Annotated in this window: 13 protein-coding genes and 2 tRNA genes; 11 read left to right on the top strand and 4 right to left on the bottom strand. The window is 75.3% G+C overall.

What is annotated here, in order from left to right; all coding sequences use genetic code 11:
• Positions 1-334: 334 nt before the first annotated feature.
• Positions 335-1,882, top strand: coding sequence for a tetratricopeptide repeat protein (locus ACFXDE_RS06390; protein ID WP_380491424.1), 1,548 nt, complete (start codon positions 335-337; stop codon positions 1,880-1,882).
• A gap of 49 nt (positions 1,883-1,931) precedes the next feature.
• On the opposite strand, the gene ACFXDE_RS06385 is transcribed toward ACFXDE_RS06390, so the two are convergent.
• Entirely contained in the window at positions 1,932-2,588 is a 657-nt protein-coding gene (locus tag ACFXDE_RS06385) for a histidine phosphatase family protein (protein WP_380491422.1), read from the bottom strand.
• A 254-nt stretch (positions 2,589-2,842) separates the two neighbouring features.
• Between ACFXDE_RS06385 and ACFXDE_RS06380 the strand changes: the two genes are divergently transcribed.
• The 3 genes from ACFXDE_RS06380 (at position 2,843) to ACFXDE_RS06370 (ending at position 7,104) form a co-directional block, all read left to right on the top strand.
• Complete coding sequence (locus ACFXDE_RS06380) at positions 2,843-4,021, top strand: hypothetical protein (protein ID WP_380491420.1); 1,179 nt, start codon at positions 2,843-2,845, stop codon at positions 4,019-4,021.
• 81 nt (positions 4,022-4,102) lie between these two features.
• On the top strand, positions 4,103-5,731 hold the full coding sequence (locus ACFXDE_RS06375; RefSeq protein ID WP_380491418.1) for a hypothetical protein: 1,629 nt from the start codon (positions 4,103-4,105) through the stop codon (positions 5,729-5,731).
• Positions 5,732-5,739: 8 nt separating this feature from the next.
• Complete coding sequence (locus tag ACFXDE_RS06370; RefSeq protein WP_380491416.1) at positions 5,740-7,104, top strand: AAA family ATPase; 1,365 nt, start codon at positions 5,740-5,742, stop codon at positions 7,102-7,104.
• A 13-nt stretch (positions 7,105-7,117) separates the two neighbouring features.
• Here ACFXDE_RS06370 and ACFXDE_RS06365 read toward each other — a convergent pair whose 3' ends face one another.
• Positions 7,118-7,420, bottom strand: a complete 303-nt coding sequence (locus ACFXDE_RS06365) for a hypothetical protein (RefSeq protein ID WP_380491414.1) — start codon at positions 7,418-7,420, stop codon at positions 7,118-7,120.
• A 279-nt stretch (positions 7,421-7,699) separates the two neighbouring features.
• On the opposite strand from ACFXDE_RS06365, the gene ACFXDE_RS06360 reads away from it, so the two are divergent.
• The 3 genes from ACFXDE_RS06360 (at position 7,700) to ACFXDE_RS06350 (ending at position 8,936) form a co-directional block, all read left to right on the top strand.
• Entirely contained in the window at positions 7,700-8,074 is a 375-nt protein-coding gene (locus ACFXDE_RS06360; protein WP_380445948.1) for a hypothetical protein, read from the top strand.
• Positions 8,075-8,239: 165 nt separating this feature from the next.
• On the top strand, positions 8,240-8,794 hold the full coding sequence (locus ACFXDE_RS06355; RefSeq protein WP_380491412.1) for a bifunctional DNA primase/polymerase: 555 nt from the start codon (positions 8,240-8,242) through the stop codon (positions 8,792-8,794).
• Positions 8,795-8,862: 68 nt separating this feature from the next.
• A tRNA-Lys gene (locus ACFXDE_RS06350) sits at positions 8,863-8,936 on the top strand.
• Positions 8,937-9,049: 113 nt separating this feature from the next.
• Here ACFXDE_RS06350 and pgi read toward each other — a convergent pair.
• Complete coding sequence (gene pgi / locus ACFXDE_RS06345) at positions 9,050-10,711, bottom strand: glucose-6-phosphate isomerase (RefSeq protein WP_380491410.1); 1,662 nt, start codon at positions 10,709-10,711, stop codon at positions 9,050-9,052.
• A gap of 223 nt (positions 10,712-10,934) precedes the next feature.
• The gene (locus ACFXDE_RS06340) at positions 10,935-12,518 is read right to left on the bottom strand and encodes a Na+/H+ antiporter (protein ID WP_380435223.1); all 1,584 of its coding nucleotides are present in this window, start codon (positions 12,516-12,518) and stop codon (positions 10,935-10,937) included.
• A gap of 220 nt (positions 12,519-12,738) precedes the next feature.
• Here ACFXDE_RS06340 and ACFXDE_RS06335 point away from each other — a divergent pair, with 220 nt between their 5' ends.
• The 4 genes from ACFXDE_RS06335 to ACFXDE_RS06320 all read left to right on the top strand — a co-directional run bounded on the left by ACFXDE_RS06335 (position 12,739) and on the right by ACFXDE_RS06320 (position 15,552).
• Positions 12,739-13,647, top strand: coding sequence for an NADP-dependent oxidoreductase (locus ACFXDE_RS06335; RefSeq protein WP_380491408.1), 909 nt, complete (start codon positions 12,739-12,741; stop codon positions 13,645-13,647).
• 74 nt (positions 13,648-13,721) lie between these two features.
• Positions 13,722-13,795, top strand: a tRNA-Lys gene (locus ACFXDE_RS06330).
• Between the two features lie 150 nt (positions 13,796-13,945).
• Entirely contained in the window at positions 13,946-14,917 is a 972-nt protein-coding gene (locus ACFXDE_RS06325) for a GlxA family transcriptional regulator (RefSeq protein ID WP_380491406.1), read from the top strand.
• The gene (locus ACFXDE_RS06320; protein WP_380491404.1) at positions 14,917-15,552 is read left to right on the top strand and encodes a DJ-1/PfpI family protein; all 636 of its coding nucleotides are present in this window, start codon (positions 14,917-14,919) and stop codon (positions 15,550-15,552) included. The genes ACFXDE_RS06325 and ACFXDE_RS06320 overlap by 1 nt, the downstream gene beginning before the upstream one ends.
• Positions 15,553-15,559 lie beyond the last annotated feature (7 nt).

The following is a 15,559-nucleotide window of genomic DNA, read 5'->3' as shown; positions in this document are numbered from 1 at the left end:
CTCGTCGGATCGGAAGCCGGGCCGCCGGGAGGCCCCGGGCGGTCCGGGGAGGTGGGGGTGTCGCCGGAGCGGGCGGCGGGGCCGGGGGCGGCGGCCTGGGTTCCACGTACCAGGACAACGCCGCAACCGCGCCGCAGGCCACGGGGCGCCTTACAGCAAGGCATGGCATTTCATGGCAGATCTCGGCAACTGCGCCCGTTTCGCCCCGGATTGACCATATATCGGACGGGAACGCGCTGTGGCCGACCGGTGACTCCCGGTACTGTCGGTGGCGGGCCGGGGTGATCCGTTCGGAGCACCCGGGCACCGCCCCCGCACCTCCACGGAGCGCACCATGGCAGCCACCCCACCGGCCGAGCCGACCCGCCCGTCACCCAACACCGTGATGCGCGCACTGCGCGGCGACCGCTCGCCCGGCGAGTTCGCCACCGCCGTGCGCCGCGCCGCCCGCGAGATCGGGGAGCACGTGTCCTGCGACGCCCGCTACGTCGGACGGGTCGAGTCCGGCGAGATCCGCTGTCCCAACTACGCCTACGAGCGCGTGTTCCGGCACATGTGGCCGGGCCGCTCGCTCACCGACCTCGGCTTCGCCCCCAGGACCTCCGTCCGCCGCCGCCCGGCGGACGGCGCCCCGGGCGACACGCCACCCCCGCTCCACCCACCGTTCCCGACCCTGCCCGCCCCGCGCTCGCCACTCTCCACCCAACTCCCGTACGCTGCCTCGCCGTACGCGGATCCGCCCGCCCCGGACGGCCCCCCGTGGCCGCTCTCCGCGGCGGTGCCCCGAGGGCCCGCCGGACCGCGCCTTCTCGACGAGGAGAACGACGACGTGCGTCGCCGTACGTTCCTGACCGGCGGCTCGGCCGCCCTGGCCACCGCGATCGGATTCGACCCGCCCGCCGCGGCCGCCCCCGGCACCGGCCCGGGCGCCGGGGCCGGTGCCCTGGTGCCCGGCCGCAGCGCCCCGGTGCCGCTGCGCAAGGTCGGCGCCGCCGAGGTGCTGGGCGTGGAACAGGCCGTCCGGGACATCCGGCTCGCCGACGACGCGCACGGCGGCGACACCCTGTTCGAGCTGGCCGGGCAGTCGCTGCGGACGGCCTACGTGCTGCTCAACGAGGGCGAGTACAGCGCCGAGACGGAGCGCCGGCTGCAGGCCGGGGCCGGCGAACTCGCCATCTCCGTCGGCTGGCTGGCCCACGACTCCAACCGGCTCGCGGACGCCCGCTCGCTCTACGCCGAGGCGCTCGCCACCGCGCGGATGGCCGGCGACTCCGCCCTGGAGGCGCACGTCTTCTCCAACAGCGCCTTCCTCGCCCGGGACGCCGGCCGCCCCCGCGAGGCGCTGCGCGCCGCCCAGGCCGGGCAGGCGGCCGCCCGGCACCTCGACTCCGACCGGCTGCTGGCGCTGCTCGCCATGCGCGAGGCCGGCGGCTGGGCGCTCCTGCAGGACCGATCCGCCTGCGAGCGCGCGATCGCCCGTGCGTACACCCTGTTCGACCGCGGGCCCTGCGAGGCCGACCCGGAGTGGATGTCCTTCTTCGGCGAGGCCGAGATCGCCGGGCTCCAGTCCCAGTGCTGGTCCGCGCTCGGCGACTGGGACCGGGCCAGCGAGCAGGCCGGGCTCGCCATAACGCTCCAGGAGCCGCACTTCGTCCGCAACCGGGTGCTGTACACCGCCGAGCTCGCCCACGACCGGCTCGGCCGGGGCGACCTCACGGGCGCCGCGCACCACGGCTCGGCCGCCGTGGCGCTGTTCGGCGAGGTCCGCTCCGCCCGGATCCGGAGCATGCTCGCGCACACCGCCGAACGGCTGCGGCCGCACGGCGCGGTGCCGGAGGTCGGCGGGTTCCTGGCCGCGTACGACGTCGCGACCGCCGCCTGAGCGGAGCCGGTCGGCGGTCCTTCAGCGGCCGGTGCCCAGGCCCTCCAGGTCAGTGGCCGGCGCCCAGGCCCTCCAGGTGGGAGAGGTCGTTCCACACCTCGACCGCGGGCGCGCCGTACTCCCAGGACAGGACGCACAGGGCCGCCGTGCCGAGCTTGAAGCGCTGGGCGAACTCGGGCGGCAGGCCGAGCCAGCGGGCGGTCAGGATCCGGAGCAGGTGCCCGTGGGCGAAGAGGACGACGTCCCGGTCGGCGCCGTGCATGACGGTGGTGTCCGTCTCCGGGACGCCGTGCTCGTCGTTGAGCCCGGCCAGGAAGGCGTCCACGCGGGCCGCCACCTCGGAGAGCTTCTCGCCGCCCGGCACGCCGTCGCGCCAGATCAGCCAGCCCGGGTGGTCGGTGGCCCGGATGTCGGCGCCGGTGCGGCCCTCGTACTGGCCGTAGTCCCATTCGAGGAGCTCGGGGCGGTCCACGGCCCGGTCGCCGAAGCCGGCCAGGGCGCAGGTCTCCTTGGCCCGGCCGAGCGGGCTGGTGTAGACGAGCGCGTCCGGCAGCCCGCTCCAGGGCGCCTTGGCCAGCCGGGCACCGAGCGCCCGGGCCATCGCGCGGCCCTCCTCGGTGAGCGGGATGTCGGTGCGGCCGGTGTGACGGCCGGTGGCGGACCACTCGGTCTCGCCGTGGCGGACCAGCACGATACGGGCGGGCATGGGGGGCTCCTCGCGACGGGGCGGCGGCAACGGTCGGTCTCACCCTTGAGCACCGGGCTCCATGATCCCTCACCCGGACGGTGGACACGACGCGGGCCGGGAGCAGGGGCCGGAGCGGCGACGCGAACGCGAAGGGTGGCGGGGGCCGGAGGGCACGGGAAGGCGCCGGACGGACACGACGCGGGCCGGGAACGGGCCGGAACGGGGTGATCCCCGCCGGATTGTCGGACCCGGATGCGACACTGGGCCGCACCATGAACGTCTCGACGAACGCCCCCTCCCGTGGGCACTCTGAGCCGCTCGCCCGCCGGCTCGCCGAACTGCGCGGTCCCGCGCCGCAGCGCAGTCTGAACGCCCGCTCCCTCGCCGCGCTCGCCGCCAATCCGGGCTGTCACCGCAGGGCCGTGCTGGACGCGGCCGGGGTGGACAAGGCGGTGCTCGCCTCCCGGCTCGGCCGGCCGGCGCCGTTCGGGCAGTCCCCGTTCGCGATCGCCCGCGGCGTGATCTTCGAGTCCCGGCTGAAGGCCGACGGCTACGCGGCGCTGCTGGAACCGCTGCGCCGCCACCTCGGCCTCCCGCCGGACGGCGGCGCCCCGCTGGTCGTCCCGGACCTCCTGCAGCGCTCGGGCCCCGCCGTGCGCGCGGACCGGACGGCCGAGGCGCTGGCGGAGGCCGCCGCCGACCCGGACGCGTGGACGCTGCTCGACCACCCGCTGCTGCGGCTCGACGTGGCCGGCAGCACCGCCTACCTGGAGCCGGACGCCGTCGTGGTGCACGGCGGGCGGTGCACGGTGGTCGAGATCAAGTCCTTCCCGGTGCTGGACGGCGCCGCCGACCCGGCCAAGGTCGGCGCCGCCGCCCGCCAGGCGGCCGTGTACGTGCTGGCGCTGCAGCACGCGGCCGCCTCCCGGTCCGGCGCGGCGCTCACGCCGGACCCGTACGCCGAGCAGCGGCTGCCGGGCAGTCCCCGGCTGAGCGTGCTGCTGGTCTGCCCGAAGGACTTCGGGAACCGGCCGACCGCGGTCGCCGTCGACATCCGCCGCGAACTCGCCACCACCCGGCGCCAGTTGAGCCGGATGACCGGCATCGGCCGACTGCTGGAGGCGCTGCCCGAGGGCACCGCCTTCGACCTCGCGGTCGACGAGGAGGGCGCTCCGGCCCGCTCGGGCGACGAGCTGGCCGACGCGGTCGCGGCCGTGCCCGCCGCGTACAGCCCGGACTGCCTCTCCACCTGCGAGCTCGGCTTCCACTGCCGCGCCCAGGCCCGCTGCGGCGACCGGGTCGAGCAGCTGGGCCGTGGCGTGCGCGGCGAGCTGGGCAGCATCCGGACGGTGACGCAGGCGCTGGCCGCCGCCACCGGCAGCGGCACGGACGAGGCGGCGGAGCGGCTCGCGTACGCGGCCGCGCTGCGCGCCGAAGCCCTGGGGAAGTGACCGGGAAGTGGCCGGAGAAGAGACCGCGGAAGTGACCGCGGAAGTGACCGTTCACACGAGCGAGCGAATCGTCGAGGGGCCATGAGTCTGCTGACCACCCTCGCCCGGCTGGAGGCCGTCCGCAGCGGGCGGGCCGAGCCGCTGGCCACCGTCCGGCACCGGCACCTGTCCGACCGGCCGATGGTGCTCGTCCCGCTGACCGCCGCCGGCGAGGCGGGCGCGCCGCTGGCCGTCCTGCTCGGCACCGACCGGGACGCGCCCCGGCTGCACCTCGTGCCGCAGCCGCTCAACCGCACGCTGCGCTTCGACTTCCTGGCCGCGCTGGCCGCCGACCTCCTGCCCTACGTGGAGTCCTTCGGGGCCGAGGTCGAGCAGATCGAGGGCTCCGAGAAGGACCCGGAGACCGGCGAGAAGACGCAGGTGTTCCGCGAGCTGTGCGCCGACGCGCCGCAGCTGATCGTGCCGAACGGCGCGGGCGTGCACCACCTCGCACTGATCGGCCGCTCGACCCGGTTCCGCCGCACGGTCGAGGACGACGAGCCGGGCCCGTACCCGGCCCCGGTGCGGGTCCCGCTGCTCGGCCGCTGGCTGACCCACCTCACCGACCGGGCCCAGGTGCCCGGCTCCAGCCTGCTGCTCCCGATGACCGGCCTGCTGGCCCGGCACTGGGCGACCGGCCAGAGCCACCTGGAGGACCAGCACCTCGCGGCCCGGCTGGCCTGGCACTTCCCGCCGGAGGGCGTCGGCGGGGCCGAGGCGGCCGAGCGGGCCGAGTCCGCCCGGGACGACCGGGGCCAGCTGCTGCACCCGCCGGCCGGTCCGGCGACCGACCCGTCCTTCGACAGCGTCGTGCTCGGCCCGGCGATCGCCCGGTACGACGCCGCCGCCTCCGCGCTGCAGTACAGCACCGAGCAGCGGGACGACGAAGCGGCGGCGCGCGCCCGCGAGGCCGTCCGGGCGGCCGTCGAGCAGGTGCGCGGCGCGCTGTCCGCCGTGCTGCTGCCCACCTGGCACGACGTGTGGCGCGGCATCGACCTGCTGCGTTCGCTGCCGCCCGCCGGGCACCTGGCGGAGCGCTGGACGGGCGACCGCTGGTCGTACACCGGCCACCGGGACCGCCTGGCGGCCGGCGAGCCCCCGCAGCCCCGGCAGGACGACGCGGTGACGGCCGCCCGCAAGCTCGCCCAGCGCGAGCGCGAGCAGGCCAGGCTGGACGTCCAGGAGGCGCTGGACGATCCGCTCGCGATGGCCGAGCACCGGCTGGCGGGCGAGGCGTTCGCCGGCGTGGTGACGGACGTCGTCCCGGACCACGACACCTCCGGCCGCTCCCCCAAGCCGCGTCCGCTGGTCACCGTGCGGACCGACGACCGCCCGCACGCCGACCTCGGCCGCGAGGCGCACCGGGTCTGGGGGTCCCCCCGCCCGGAGGCCGGGGGAGGTCAGTCCGCGCAGAAGGCCGAGATCGTCGCGGCCGACCCGGCGGAGGGCACGATCACGCTGCGGATCCTGTCCGGGATGGGCCGCAGGAAGGAGCCCGAGCCGGGCAGCGTGCCCGAGCCCGGCGAGCCGGTCACGTTCACCCTCTTCGAGCTGACCGTCCGCCAGTCCGCGCCGCTGCCCGAGCCGGACGACACCCCGTGGACGCACGGCGGCCCGCCCGGCGCCGCGCCCGGATCCCCGGGCCCCGCGGCCGACTTCGACTGGGAGTGAGCAAGCGCGTGACCGAGCAGAGCTCAGCGGGCCAGGCCCCGGGCGCGGCCGCCGACGCCGCCGTGGCCCGGATCCTGGCCGCGACCGTCCACCCGCCGGCCGGCGCCCCGCGCGGCGTGGTGGTGGACTCGCCGCCCGGCGCCGGGAAGTCGACGCTCGTGGTGCGCGCCGCCCGGGAGCTGGTCCGGTCGGGCGAGCGGCTGATGATCGTCGCCCAGACCAACGGCCAGGTGGACGACCTGGTCGGCCGGCTGGCCGAGAAGGCGCCGGAGCTGACGATCGGCCGGCTGCACGCCGCCGACGGCCGGCCGGGCCCGGAGGTGCTGCGGCACGCCAACGTCACCCCGTCCGACAAGGTCGCGGACCTGGTCGAGCACGACGTCGTGATCTCCACCTCCGCCAAGTGGCAGTGGGTGCGGGCCGAGGCGCCGTGGCGGCACGCGATCGTCGACGAGGCGTACCAGATGCGCTCGGACGCGCTGCTCGCGGTGGCCCGGCTGTTCGAGCGGGCGCTGTTCGTCGGCGACCCGGGCCAGCTGGACCCGTTCACCGTGGTCGGCACCGAGCAGTGGGCGGGCCTGTCCTACGACCCGTCGAGCAGCGCCGTGGTCACGATGCTGGCGCACAACCCGCAGATCGAGCCGCACCGGCTGCCGGTCTCCTGGCGGCTGCCGGCCAGCGCGGCGCCGCTGATCTCGGACGCGTTCTACCCGTACACGCCGTTCCGCTCCGGCACCGGCCCGGACGACCGCCGGCTCACCGCCACCGTCCGCCCGGACGGCTCGGCGCTGGACGCGGCGATCGACCGGGCGGCCGAGCACGGCTGGGCGCTGCTGGAACTGCCCGCCCGGCACACCGTGCGGACCGACCCGCAGGCGGTGGCGGCCGTCGCGGCGACCGTCCGCCGGTTGCTGGAGCGCGGGCTGAGCGCGCACTCCGAGCAGGGGCAGGCCCCGCTCACCGCGGACCGGATCGCGGTCGGGACGGCCCACCGGGACCAGGCGGCGGCCGTGCGCGCGGCCCTGCTCAAGGTGGGCGTCCCGGTGGACGGGACGGCCGGCCCGGCGGTCACCGTGGACACCGCGAACCGGCTGCAGGGACGCGAGTACGACGTCACCGTCGTCCTCCACCCGCTCTCCGGGCGGCCCGACGCCACCGCCTTCCACCTGGAGACGGGCCGGCTCTGCGTGCTCGCCTCCCGCCACCGGCACGCGTGCATCGTGGTGGCCCGGGCCGGGATCGCCGAGCTGCTGGACGAGCATCCGTCCACGGAACCGGTGCAGTTGGGCGTCTCGGTCAGGTTCCCGGACGGCTGGGAGGCGAACCACCAGGTGCTGCACCACCTGTCCGGGCACCGGGTGCGGTTGCGCTGAGCCCCGGGGGCGGTCAGTCCTCGGTCTCGCAGAGCGCGTACGCGGTGACGACGCCGTGGTCGGCGCGGGCCGACCAGGTGCCCGGGGCGCCGGGGGCGGGCGCGTTGACCAGGACGGTGTCGCCGGGGCCGGCGGGGGCGAAGGTGTAGCCGCCGCCGGTCAGGTGGCTGTGGGCGGGGCAGGTCGCGGTCGATCCACCGCCGGGGGCGCTCTTGACCCCGGTCACCACGACGGTGGTCTCGGCGGCGGCGGCCGGGGACGCGCAGGCGAGGACGAGGGGCAGGGCGAGGACCGGGAAGGCGTTCCGCACACGCATGGTTCTCCTTGTAGGGGTTCCGTTGGTCGACGAAGGGATCACCCGGCACAACGGCCCGGTCCCCGCCCCGATGCCGCGGCACGGGAAGGACCACCCGAAGGTGTCCGGCTCGCGGGAGTCCGGGGCGCGCCGGGGGCGCGCACGGGGGAATAGCGCCCGCACGCGCACCGTTCCGCCATCGGCCGCCTCCGCGCGACAATGGACGGCGGCCCGACCGGGCGGCGCGGCCCCGGAGCAACCGCCGTCCGCCCCTCACCGAGCACCCGGAGGTGTCCGTCCATGCCCGACTCCCACGCGATGGCGTCCGATTCCGGTGGTCCGTCCGCGCCGGCCCGGCGGCTGCGTCCGGTGCAGCTGCTGTTCGAGCCGCAGGCGGCGGAGCCGGAGGCGGAACGCTTCTTCGACCTGGAGTCGATCGACGACCCGGCGGAGCTGTTGCGCCGCTCGACCGAGCTCGCCCTGGCGTTCCGCGCGGCCGCCGAGCGGGCCACGGACTTCCAGGCGGTCGCCGCCGCGCAGCTCGCGGACCCGCGCCGCTTCGACGCGCTGTCGGCGGACGACATCGCGCAGCGGGCGGACTGGACCCCCGACTACGCCACCAAGATGATCGAGTACGGCCGCGGCCTGCTCCAGCCGCGCCGCCACGAGGACTGAGCCCCGGGACTGAGCCCCGGGACCGCGCACCGGCCGGATCCGAGGCCCCGGAAACTCGCCCCTGGCATATGCGCGGGGCGGAAGGGTACGCCGCCGCGCGCCGGCCTGTCCGGCGAACGGCCCTTTCCGCCCGGCCGCGCCCGCGCAGCGCGCACGCTGCTGTGCGTGGAGATCTGGACCTATCAGTCGGTGGAGTACGTCACCGTGGCCGGGGAGGCCTGGCTGGCCTCGGCGAGCGAGTACCCGCGCAGCATGCGCGCGCTGTGGGACTCCCGCCCGTGGGCGCCGTCGGTGCTGCCGTGCGGGCGGGCGTTCGACGTGATCAGCATGCCGTCCCTGTTCGGCCGCCGGGTGCTGGACGAGCTGTGGGCCTCCGGGCCGGGCTGCGGGCCGGTCGCGGCCTACCGCGGGCGGACCCTGCTGTTCGTCCAGCCGGGCGCGGCGCCCCGGCTGCGCAGGCTGCTGGCCTGGGAGGAATGGGCCCGGGACGTGCCGCCGCTGCTCTGCCACGGCAAGGGCGACACGGTGACGGTGCCGCCGGTGCAGCGGATGGTGCACGGCCCGGACTCCCCCGGGCTGGGCGCCGGCCGGTGGATCGTGGCGCCGGAGGACCGGGAGCCGTGGCTGCCGGGCGCCTCGGTGGTGCTGTGGGCGTGCGTCCGGGCCTCGCGCGAGCCGGTCGCGGCGGGCCCCGCCGGGCCGGCGGTGACCGCGCGGTGAACAGCGCGCGACCGGTATTCGATTTTGGCGCGGGCCGGGGCCGCTGCTAGAGTCTTCTCTGTCAGCAGGCGCCGCTAGCTCAGTTGGTTAGAGCAGCTGACTCTTAATCAGCGGGTCCGGGGTTCGAGTCCCTGGCGGCGCACAGACAGCCGGAAGGCCCCTTGCGAGAGCGAGGGGCCTTCCGGCGTTTCCGCGTCGGGTGGCGCCGGGACTGCCGGGGGCCGCCCGCCCGCGGAGGACGGGCGGCCCGACGGCTCAGCGCCCGCGCAGCCCGCGGTAGCGGGCGACCAGCTCGGCGGTGGAGCTGTCCAGCTGCTCGGCGCCCTCGCCGGAGAGCAGCACCGGCTCGATCCGCTTGGCGAGCACCTTGCCCAGCTCGACGCCCCACTGGTCGAAGGAGTCGATGTTCCAGATCGCGCCCTGGACGAACACCTTGTGCTCGTAGAGCGCGACCAGCTGACCGAGCACCGACGGGGTCAGCTCGCCGGCCAGGACGGTGGTGGTCGGGTGGTTGCCCTTGAACGTCTTGTGCGGGACGAGCTCGGCCGGCACGCCCTCGGCCTCGACCTCCTCGGCGGTCTTGCCGAAGGCCAGCGCCTGGGTCTGGGCGAAGAAGTTGGCCAGCAGCAGGTCGTGCTGGGGGACCAGGCCCGGGAGCAGGTCGGCGACCGGCCGGGCGAAGCCGATGAAGTCGGCCGGGATCACCTTGGTGCCCTGGTGCAGCAGCTGGTAGTAGGCGTGCTGGCCGTTGGTGCCCGGGGTGCCCCAGACGACCGGGCCGGTCTGCCAGTTCACCGGGTTGCCCGCGCGGTCCACCGACTTGCCGTTGGACTCCATGTCCAGCTGCTGGAGGTAGGCGGTGAACTTGGACAGGTAGTGCGAGTAGGGCAGCACCGCGTGCGCCTGGGCGTCGAAGAACGCGCCGTACCAGACGCCGAGCAGGCCCAGCAGCAGCGGGACGTTCTCCTCCGGCGGGGCGGTGCGGAAGTGCTCGTCGACGAGGTGGAAGCCGTCCAGCATCTCGCGGAAGGCGTCCGGGCCGATGGCGAGCATCAGCGAGAGGCCGATCGCCGAGTCGTAGGAGTAGCGGCCGCCGACCCAGTCCCAGAACTCGAACATGTTGGCCGTGTCGATGCCGAAGTCGTGCACGCCCTGGGCGTTGGTGGACAGCGCGACGAAGTGCTTGGCCACCGCCCCGGTGCCGGCGTCCAGTCCGTCGAGCAGCCAGGTGCGCGCCGAGACCGCGTTGGTGATGGTCTCGATGGTGGTGAAGGTCTTCGAGGCGACGATGAACAGCGTCTCGGCGGGGTCCAGGTCGCGGACGGCCTCGTGCAGGTCGGCGCCGTCCACGTTGGAGACGAAGCGGACGTCGAGGTCGCGCTTGGCGAAGGAGCGGAGCACCTCGTAGGCCATGGCCGGGCCGAGGTCGGAGCCGCCGATGCCGATGTTGACGACGGTGCGGATCGGCTTGCCGGTGTGGCCCTTCCACTCGCCGCCGCGGACCCGGTCGGCGAAGGCGGCCATCTTGTCGAGGACGGCGTGCACGCCGGGCACGACGTTCACGCCGTCGACCTCGACGACGGCGCCGCGCGGGGCGCGCAGCGCGGTGTGCAGGACGGCGCGCTGCTCGGTGTTGTTGATCTTCTCGCCGCGGAACATCGCGTCCCGCAACTCGGCGACGCCGGTGGCCGCGGCGAGCTCGCGCAGCAGCTCCAGGGTCTCGTCGGTGACCAGGTGCTTGGCGTAGTCGACGTGCAGGTCGCCGACCCCGAGGGTGTAGCGGCGACCGCGCTCGGGGTCGGCGGCGAACAGCTCGCGCAGGTGCGTGTCGCCGAACTCGGCGCGGTGCTTGCCGAGGGCGGCCCACTGCGGGGTGCGGTCGAGCGGCGTGCGGGCGTCGGCGCTGGTCTCCGACATCGGTGTTCCTCGATTCATCTGGGTGCAGATACCGGCAGGGCCAGGCGGTGAGGGTCTCTTCGCGAGGTCGTGCGGGTTCCGGTGGTGCGCCGACTCCGTTGACGGCCTGCCCGGGGCCAGCCTATGCAACGCCGGAGGGAGCGGCGCACATTCCGTACGGGCACGTCCGGAGTGCGGTGGACTGCGGTGGACTGCGGGTGGACGCTCCGGCGCGAACGGCGCGTCACTTGCGTTCGGAGCGCAGGTCGAGCCCGCGCAGCACCTGGTCGACGAGCTCCGGGTCGGCGCCGAGCTCGCTGCGGGCGACCAGCATCTCGCGCCGCGAGGCGGCGATCATCTCCTGCTCGACGTCCCGGGCGGCCCGCCACTGGGAGAGCCGCAGCTTCGCCTCGGAGGCCTCCTCCTCGGCGTACTTCTCGGGGCAGAGCCGGGCCAGCCGGTCGTGCTGACGGTCCCGCAGGCGGTCGGCGACCTCGGCGGGCAGCCGGTCCTGCTCCTCCAGTTCGCCCAGCCGGTCGAGCCCGGCCCGGGCGGCGCGCCACCAGAGCTGACGGACGGCCTGTTCGTGCCGGTCCTGGTCTAGGTCGAGCTGGAAGCGCTTGGCCAGCCAGGGCAGGCTCAGGCCCTGGACGAGCAGCGTGAACAGCACCACGCTGAAGGCGATGAAGACCAGCCGGCCGCGCTCGGGGAAGCCGGCGCCGGAGTCGACGGTGAGCGGGATGGCCAGGGCGAGGGCGACGGTGGCGACCCCGCGCATGCCGGACCACCAGAGGACCACGCTCTCCTTCCAGCTGAACGGGGTGTCCTCGTCGTCCCCCGCGCGCAGCCGCCGGGACAGCCAGCCGGCCGGGAGCAGCCAGAGCAGGCGGACCACGACGACGACCGCGATCACCATGCTCGCGTCGCCGATGAAGCCGGTCCAGCCCTGGCCGGCCTCCTTGAGCACGGTGGCGAGTTCGAGGCCGATCAGGCCGAAGGCGACGCCGGTGATGAGGATCTCGACGACCTCCCAGAAGGCGTTGCCGACCAGCCGGTAGGAGACGGCGTCCGCGTCGGCGGCCCGTTCGGCGAGGTAGAGCGCGCAGACGACGACGGCGAGCACGCCGGAGCCGTGGATCTCCTCGGCGATCGTGTAGGCGGCGAACGGGACCAGGAGGTTGAGCGCGACCTGCTGGGTCGGGTCCTCCAGGAGCTCGGCGAGCTTGGTGTTGACCCAGCCGAGCGCGACGCCGACGACGACGGCGAGCACCGCCGACAGGACGAAGCGCAGCACCGCGTGGCCGGGCGAGAAGTCGCCGCCGACCACGGCGTCGATGGCGAGCGAGTAGATGACGATCGCGGTGACGTCGTTGAACAGGCCCTCGCTCTCCAGGATGGCGACCAGGCGGCGCGGCAGGCCGACGCTGCCGGCCACGGCGACGGCCGCGACCGGGTCGGGCGGGGAGACCAGCGCACCGACCGCGACGGCCGCGGCGAGCGGCAGGGCGGGCAGCAGCCAGTGGACGGCGCCCGCCACCGCGATCGTGGTGACCACGACCAGCGCCACGGCCAGCAGCAGGATCGACCGGATGTTGGCCTTGAAGTAGCGCACCGAGGAGCGCCGGGCGACGGCGAAGATCAGCGGCGGCAGGACCAGCGGGAGGATCAGCTCGGGTTCGACGGAGATGTCCGGGATCTGCGGCACGAGCGCCATGACGATGCCGAGCAGCGTCATCAGGACCGGCTGCGGGACGCCGGTGCGGCGCGCGAGCGGCAGGGTCACCACCGAGGCGAGCAGCACCAGGAAGAACAGGGGCAGCTGGCCCACGGGGGGTTCCTCTCGACGACGGACGGCTGGGCGGCGGACGGCCCGCGGCGGACGGCGGGGACGACCGGGCGACGGACGGCTGAGCGCCGCCCAGGATAAATCTGACAATGCGCCCATCCGGGAGGACACGCCGGGAAGGCAGTTGACCTCAAGCGCACTTGAGGTCAGATGATCGGAAGGAAGCACCGGCCGCACCACCGACGAGAGGCAGGAACCCCCGATGAAGGCAGTCACCGTCCCCGAGCCCGGCGGCCCGGAGGCCCTGCGGGTCGTCGAGGTGGCCACCCCCACCGCCGGGCCGGGCCAGGTGCGGGTCCGGGTGTACGCCGCCGGGGTGCAGCCGGTGGACCTCGCCATCCGGGCGGGCTTCCGGCCGCCGGGCGTCGTGGCCGAGGGCCCGCTGGTGCTCGGCAACGAGTTCGCCGGCGTGGTCGACCAGCTCGGGCCCGGCAGCTACGGCTGGGAGGTCGGCGACGAGGTGATCGGCTTCCGGGTGCTCGACAGCCAGGCCGAGTTCGTCGTCGTGGACACCTCGCACCTGGTCGCCAAACCGGCCGGGATGCCCTGGGAGCAGGCCGGCTCGCTCTCCGCCTCCGGCCAGACCGCGCACATGGCCCTCGACCTGCTCAAGGTCGGCCCGGGCGACACCGTGCTGGTGCACGGCGCCTCCGGCGGCGTCGGCACGGTGGCCGTCCAGCTCGCCCGGGCCTACGGCGCGACCGTGATCGGCACCGCGAGCGAGCGCAACCACGACTACCTGCGCGAACTGGGCGCGATCCCGGTCGCGTACGGCGACGGACTGGTGGAACGGGTCCGGGCGCTCGCGCCGGACGGCGTGGACGCCGCGTTCGACGCCGCCGGGCGCGGCGCGCTGGAGGCCTCGGTCGAGCTGGTCGCCGACCGGGACCGGATCGGCACGGTCGTCGACTACGCGACCGCCGAGCGGCTCGGGCTGCGGCAGCTGCGCGCGGAGCGGACGGCCGCCCGGCTGGCCGAGCTGGTCGAGCTGTGGGAGGCGGGCGGCCTGCGCCTGGAGGTCGCCGAGACCTTCCCGCTGGAGCGCGCCGCCGACGCCCACCGGATGGTCGCCACCGGGCACGTCCGGGGGAAGGTCGTCCTCACCGTGTGACGCCCGTCGGCGGGGCGCCCCGGGCCGATTGTGTGTTTCCGCCGCTGACCAGGTAATGTTCTCCGCGTCAGCAGGCGCCGCTAGCTCAGTTGGTTAGAGCAGCTGACTCTTAATCAGCGGGTCCGGGGTTCGAGTCCCTGGCGGCGCACAGACAGCCGGAAGGCCCTTCGCGAGAGCGAGGGGCCTTCCGGCGTTTCGGCGTTCCCCCCTGGGCCGAGAGCAGCCGAGGGGGGCCGGTGGCAGGAAAGGTGGGAAACAGGTCATTGCTGCCGTCCCGGCCCGCTGACAGGCTGACCGCATGAGAACGCGCAGCGTGGTCGTCGTCCTCTACGACGGCGTGCAGAGCCTGGACGTCACCGGCCCCCTGGAGGTGTTCGCGGGAGCGGGCGCCGCCGCCGGGCGGCCGGGTGCGTACCGGGTCACGCTCGCCGCCGCGGGCGGCGGGCCGGTGCGCAGCTGCAGCGGCCTGCGGGTGCTGCCGGACGCGGACCTGGCCGCCGTCGGACCCGTGCACACCCTGCTGGTGCCCGGCGGGGAGGGCACGGACGCGCCGGATCCGGCCCTGGTGGCGCGGATCCGGGAGCTGGCCGGCCGGGCCGAACGGGTGGCGTCGGTGTGCACCGGCGCCTTCCTGCTCGCCGAGGCCGGGCTGCTCGCCGGGCGCCGGGCGACCACCCACTGGGCGTACTGCGACGCCCTGGCCCGGCGGTTCCCCGACGTCGAGGTGGACCCCGACCCGATCCACGTCCGGGACGGGCACGTCGCGACCTCGGCCGGGGTCACGGCCGGCATCGACCTCGCGCTCGCCCTGGTCGAGGAGGACCTCGGGCGCGACGCCGCGCTGCTGATCGCCCGCCACCTGGTGGTGTTCCTGCGCCGGCCGGGCAACCAGGCCCAGTTCAGCACCCAGCTGGCCGCCCAGGTGGCCGCACGGCACCCGTTGCGCGAGGTCCAGCGGTGGATCGCCGAGCACCCCGAGGAGGACCTCTCGGTCGAGGCGCTGGCCCGGCGCTCGGCGCTCTCGCCGCGGCACTTCGCCCGCGCCTTCGCCGCCGAGGTCGGGGTCACCCCGGGCCGGTACGTGGACGGCGTCCGGCTGGAGGCCGCCCGGCGCCGCCTGGAGGACACCGGGGACGGGATCGAGGAGATCGCCCGCGCCTGCGGCTACGGCACCCCGGAGGCGATGCGGCGCGCCTTCGTCCGGACCCTGGCCGCACCACCCGCCGAGTACCGCCGCCGCTTCCACCCCAGCCCTCCCGGAGGAAACTGATGCGCATCGCCGTCCTGCTGTACGACGACTTCACCGCCCTGGACGCCGTGGGCCCGTACGAGGTGCTGTCCCGCATCCCCGGCGCCGAGGTCGTGTTCACCGCGGCCCGGCGGGGGCCGGTCCGCACCGACATGAAGAGCCTCGCGCTCACCGCCGACGCCGCCCTCGACGAGGTCGACACCGCCGACGTGCTGCTCGTGCCCGGCGGCCCCGGGACCGAGCCGGCCCTCGCCGACGGGGAACTGGTCGACTGGGTGCGGCGGGTGGACGCGACCACCACCTGGACCACCTCGGTCTGCTCCGGCTCCCTGCTGCTCGGCGCCGCCGGACTGCTCGCCGGACGCCGGGCCACCTCGCACTGGTGCTGCCTCGACGCGCTGACCGGCTTCGGCGCCGAGCCGACCGGCACCGAGCGGGTCGTCATCGACGGCAAGTACGCCACCGCAGCCGGGGTCTCGGCCGGCATCGACCTGGCCCTGACGCTGACCGGCCGCATCGCCGGGGACGCGACCGCCGAGGCGATCCAGCTGGTCATCGAGTACGACCCGCGGCCCCCGTACTCGGCCGGTTCCCTCGCGACCGCCCCGGCGGGTCTCGCGGAGTCGCTGCTGAGCACCAACCTGCTGCTCGGATAGGACTGTT

The organism is Kitasatospora sp. NPDC059408 (assembly GCF_042751525.1).
Classification (GTDB): domain Bacteria; phylum Actinomycetota; class Actinomycetes; order Streptomycetales; family Streptomycetaceae; genus Kitasatospora.
Note: the sequence above shows the minus strand (reverse complement) of the source record. Positions and strands in the feature narration are given on the sequence as shown.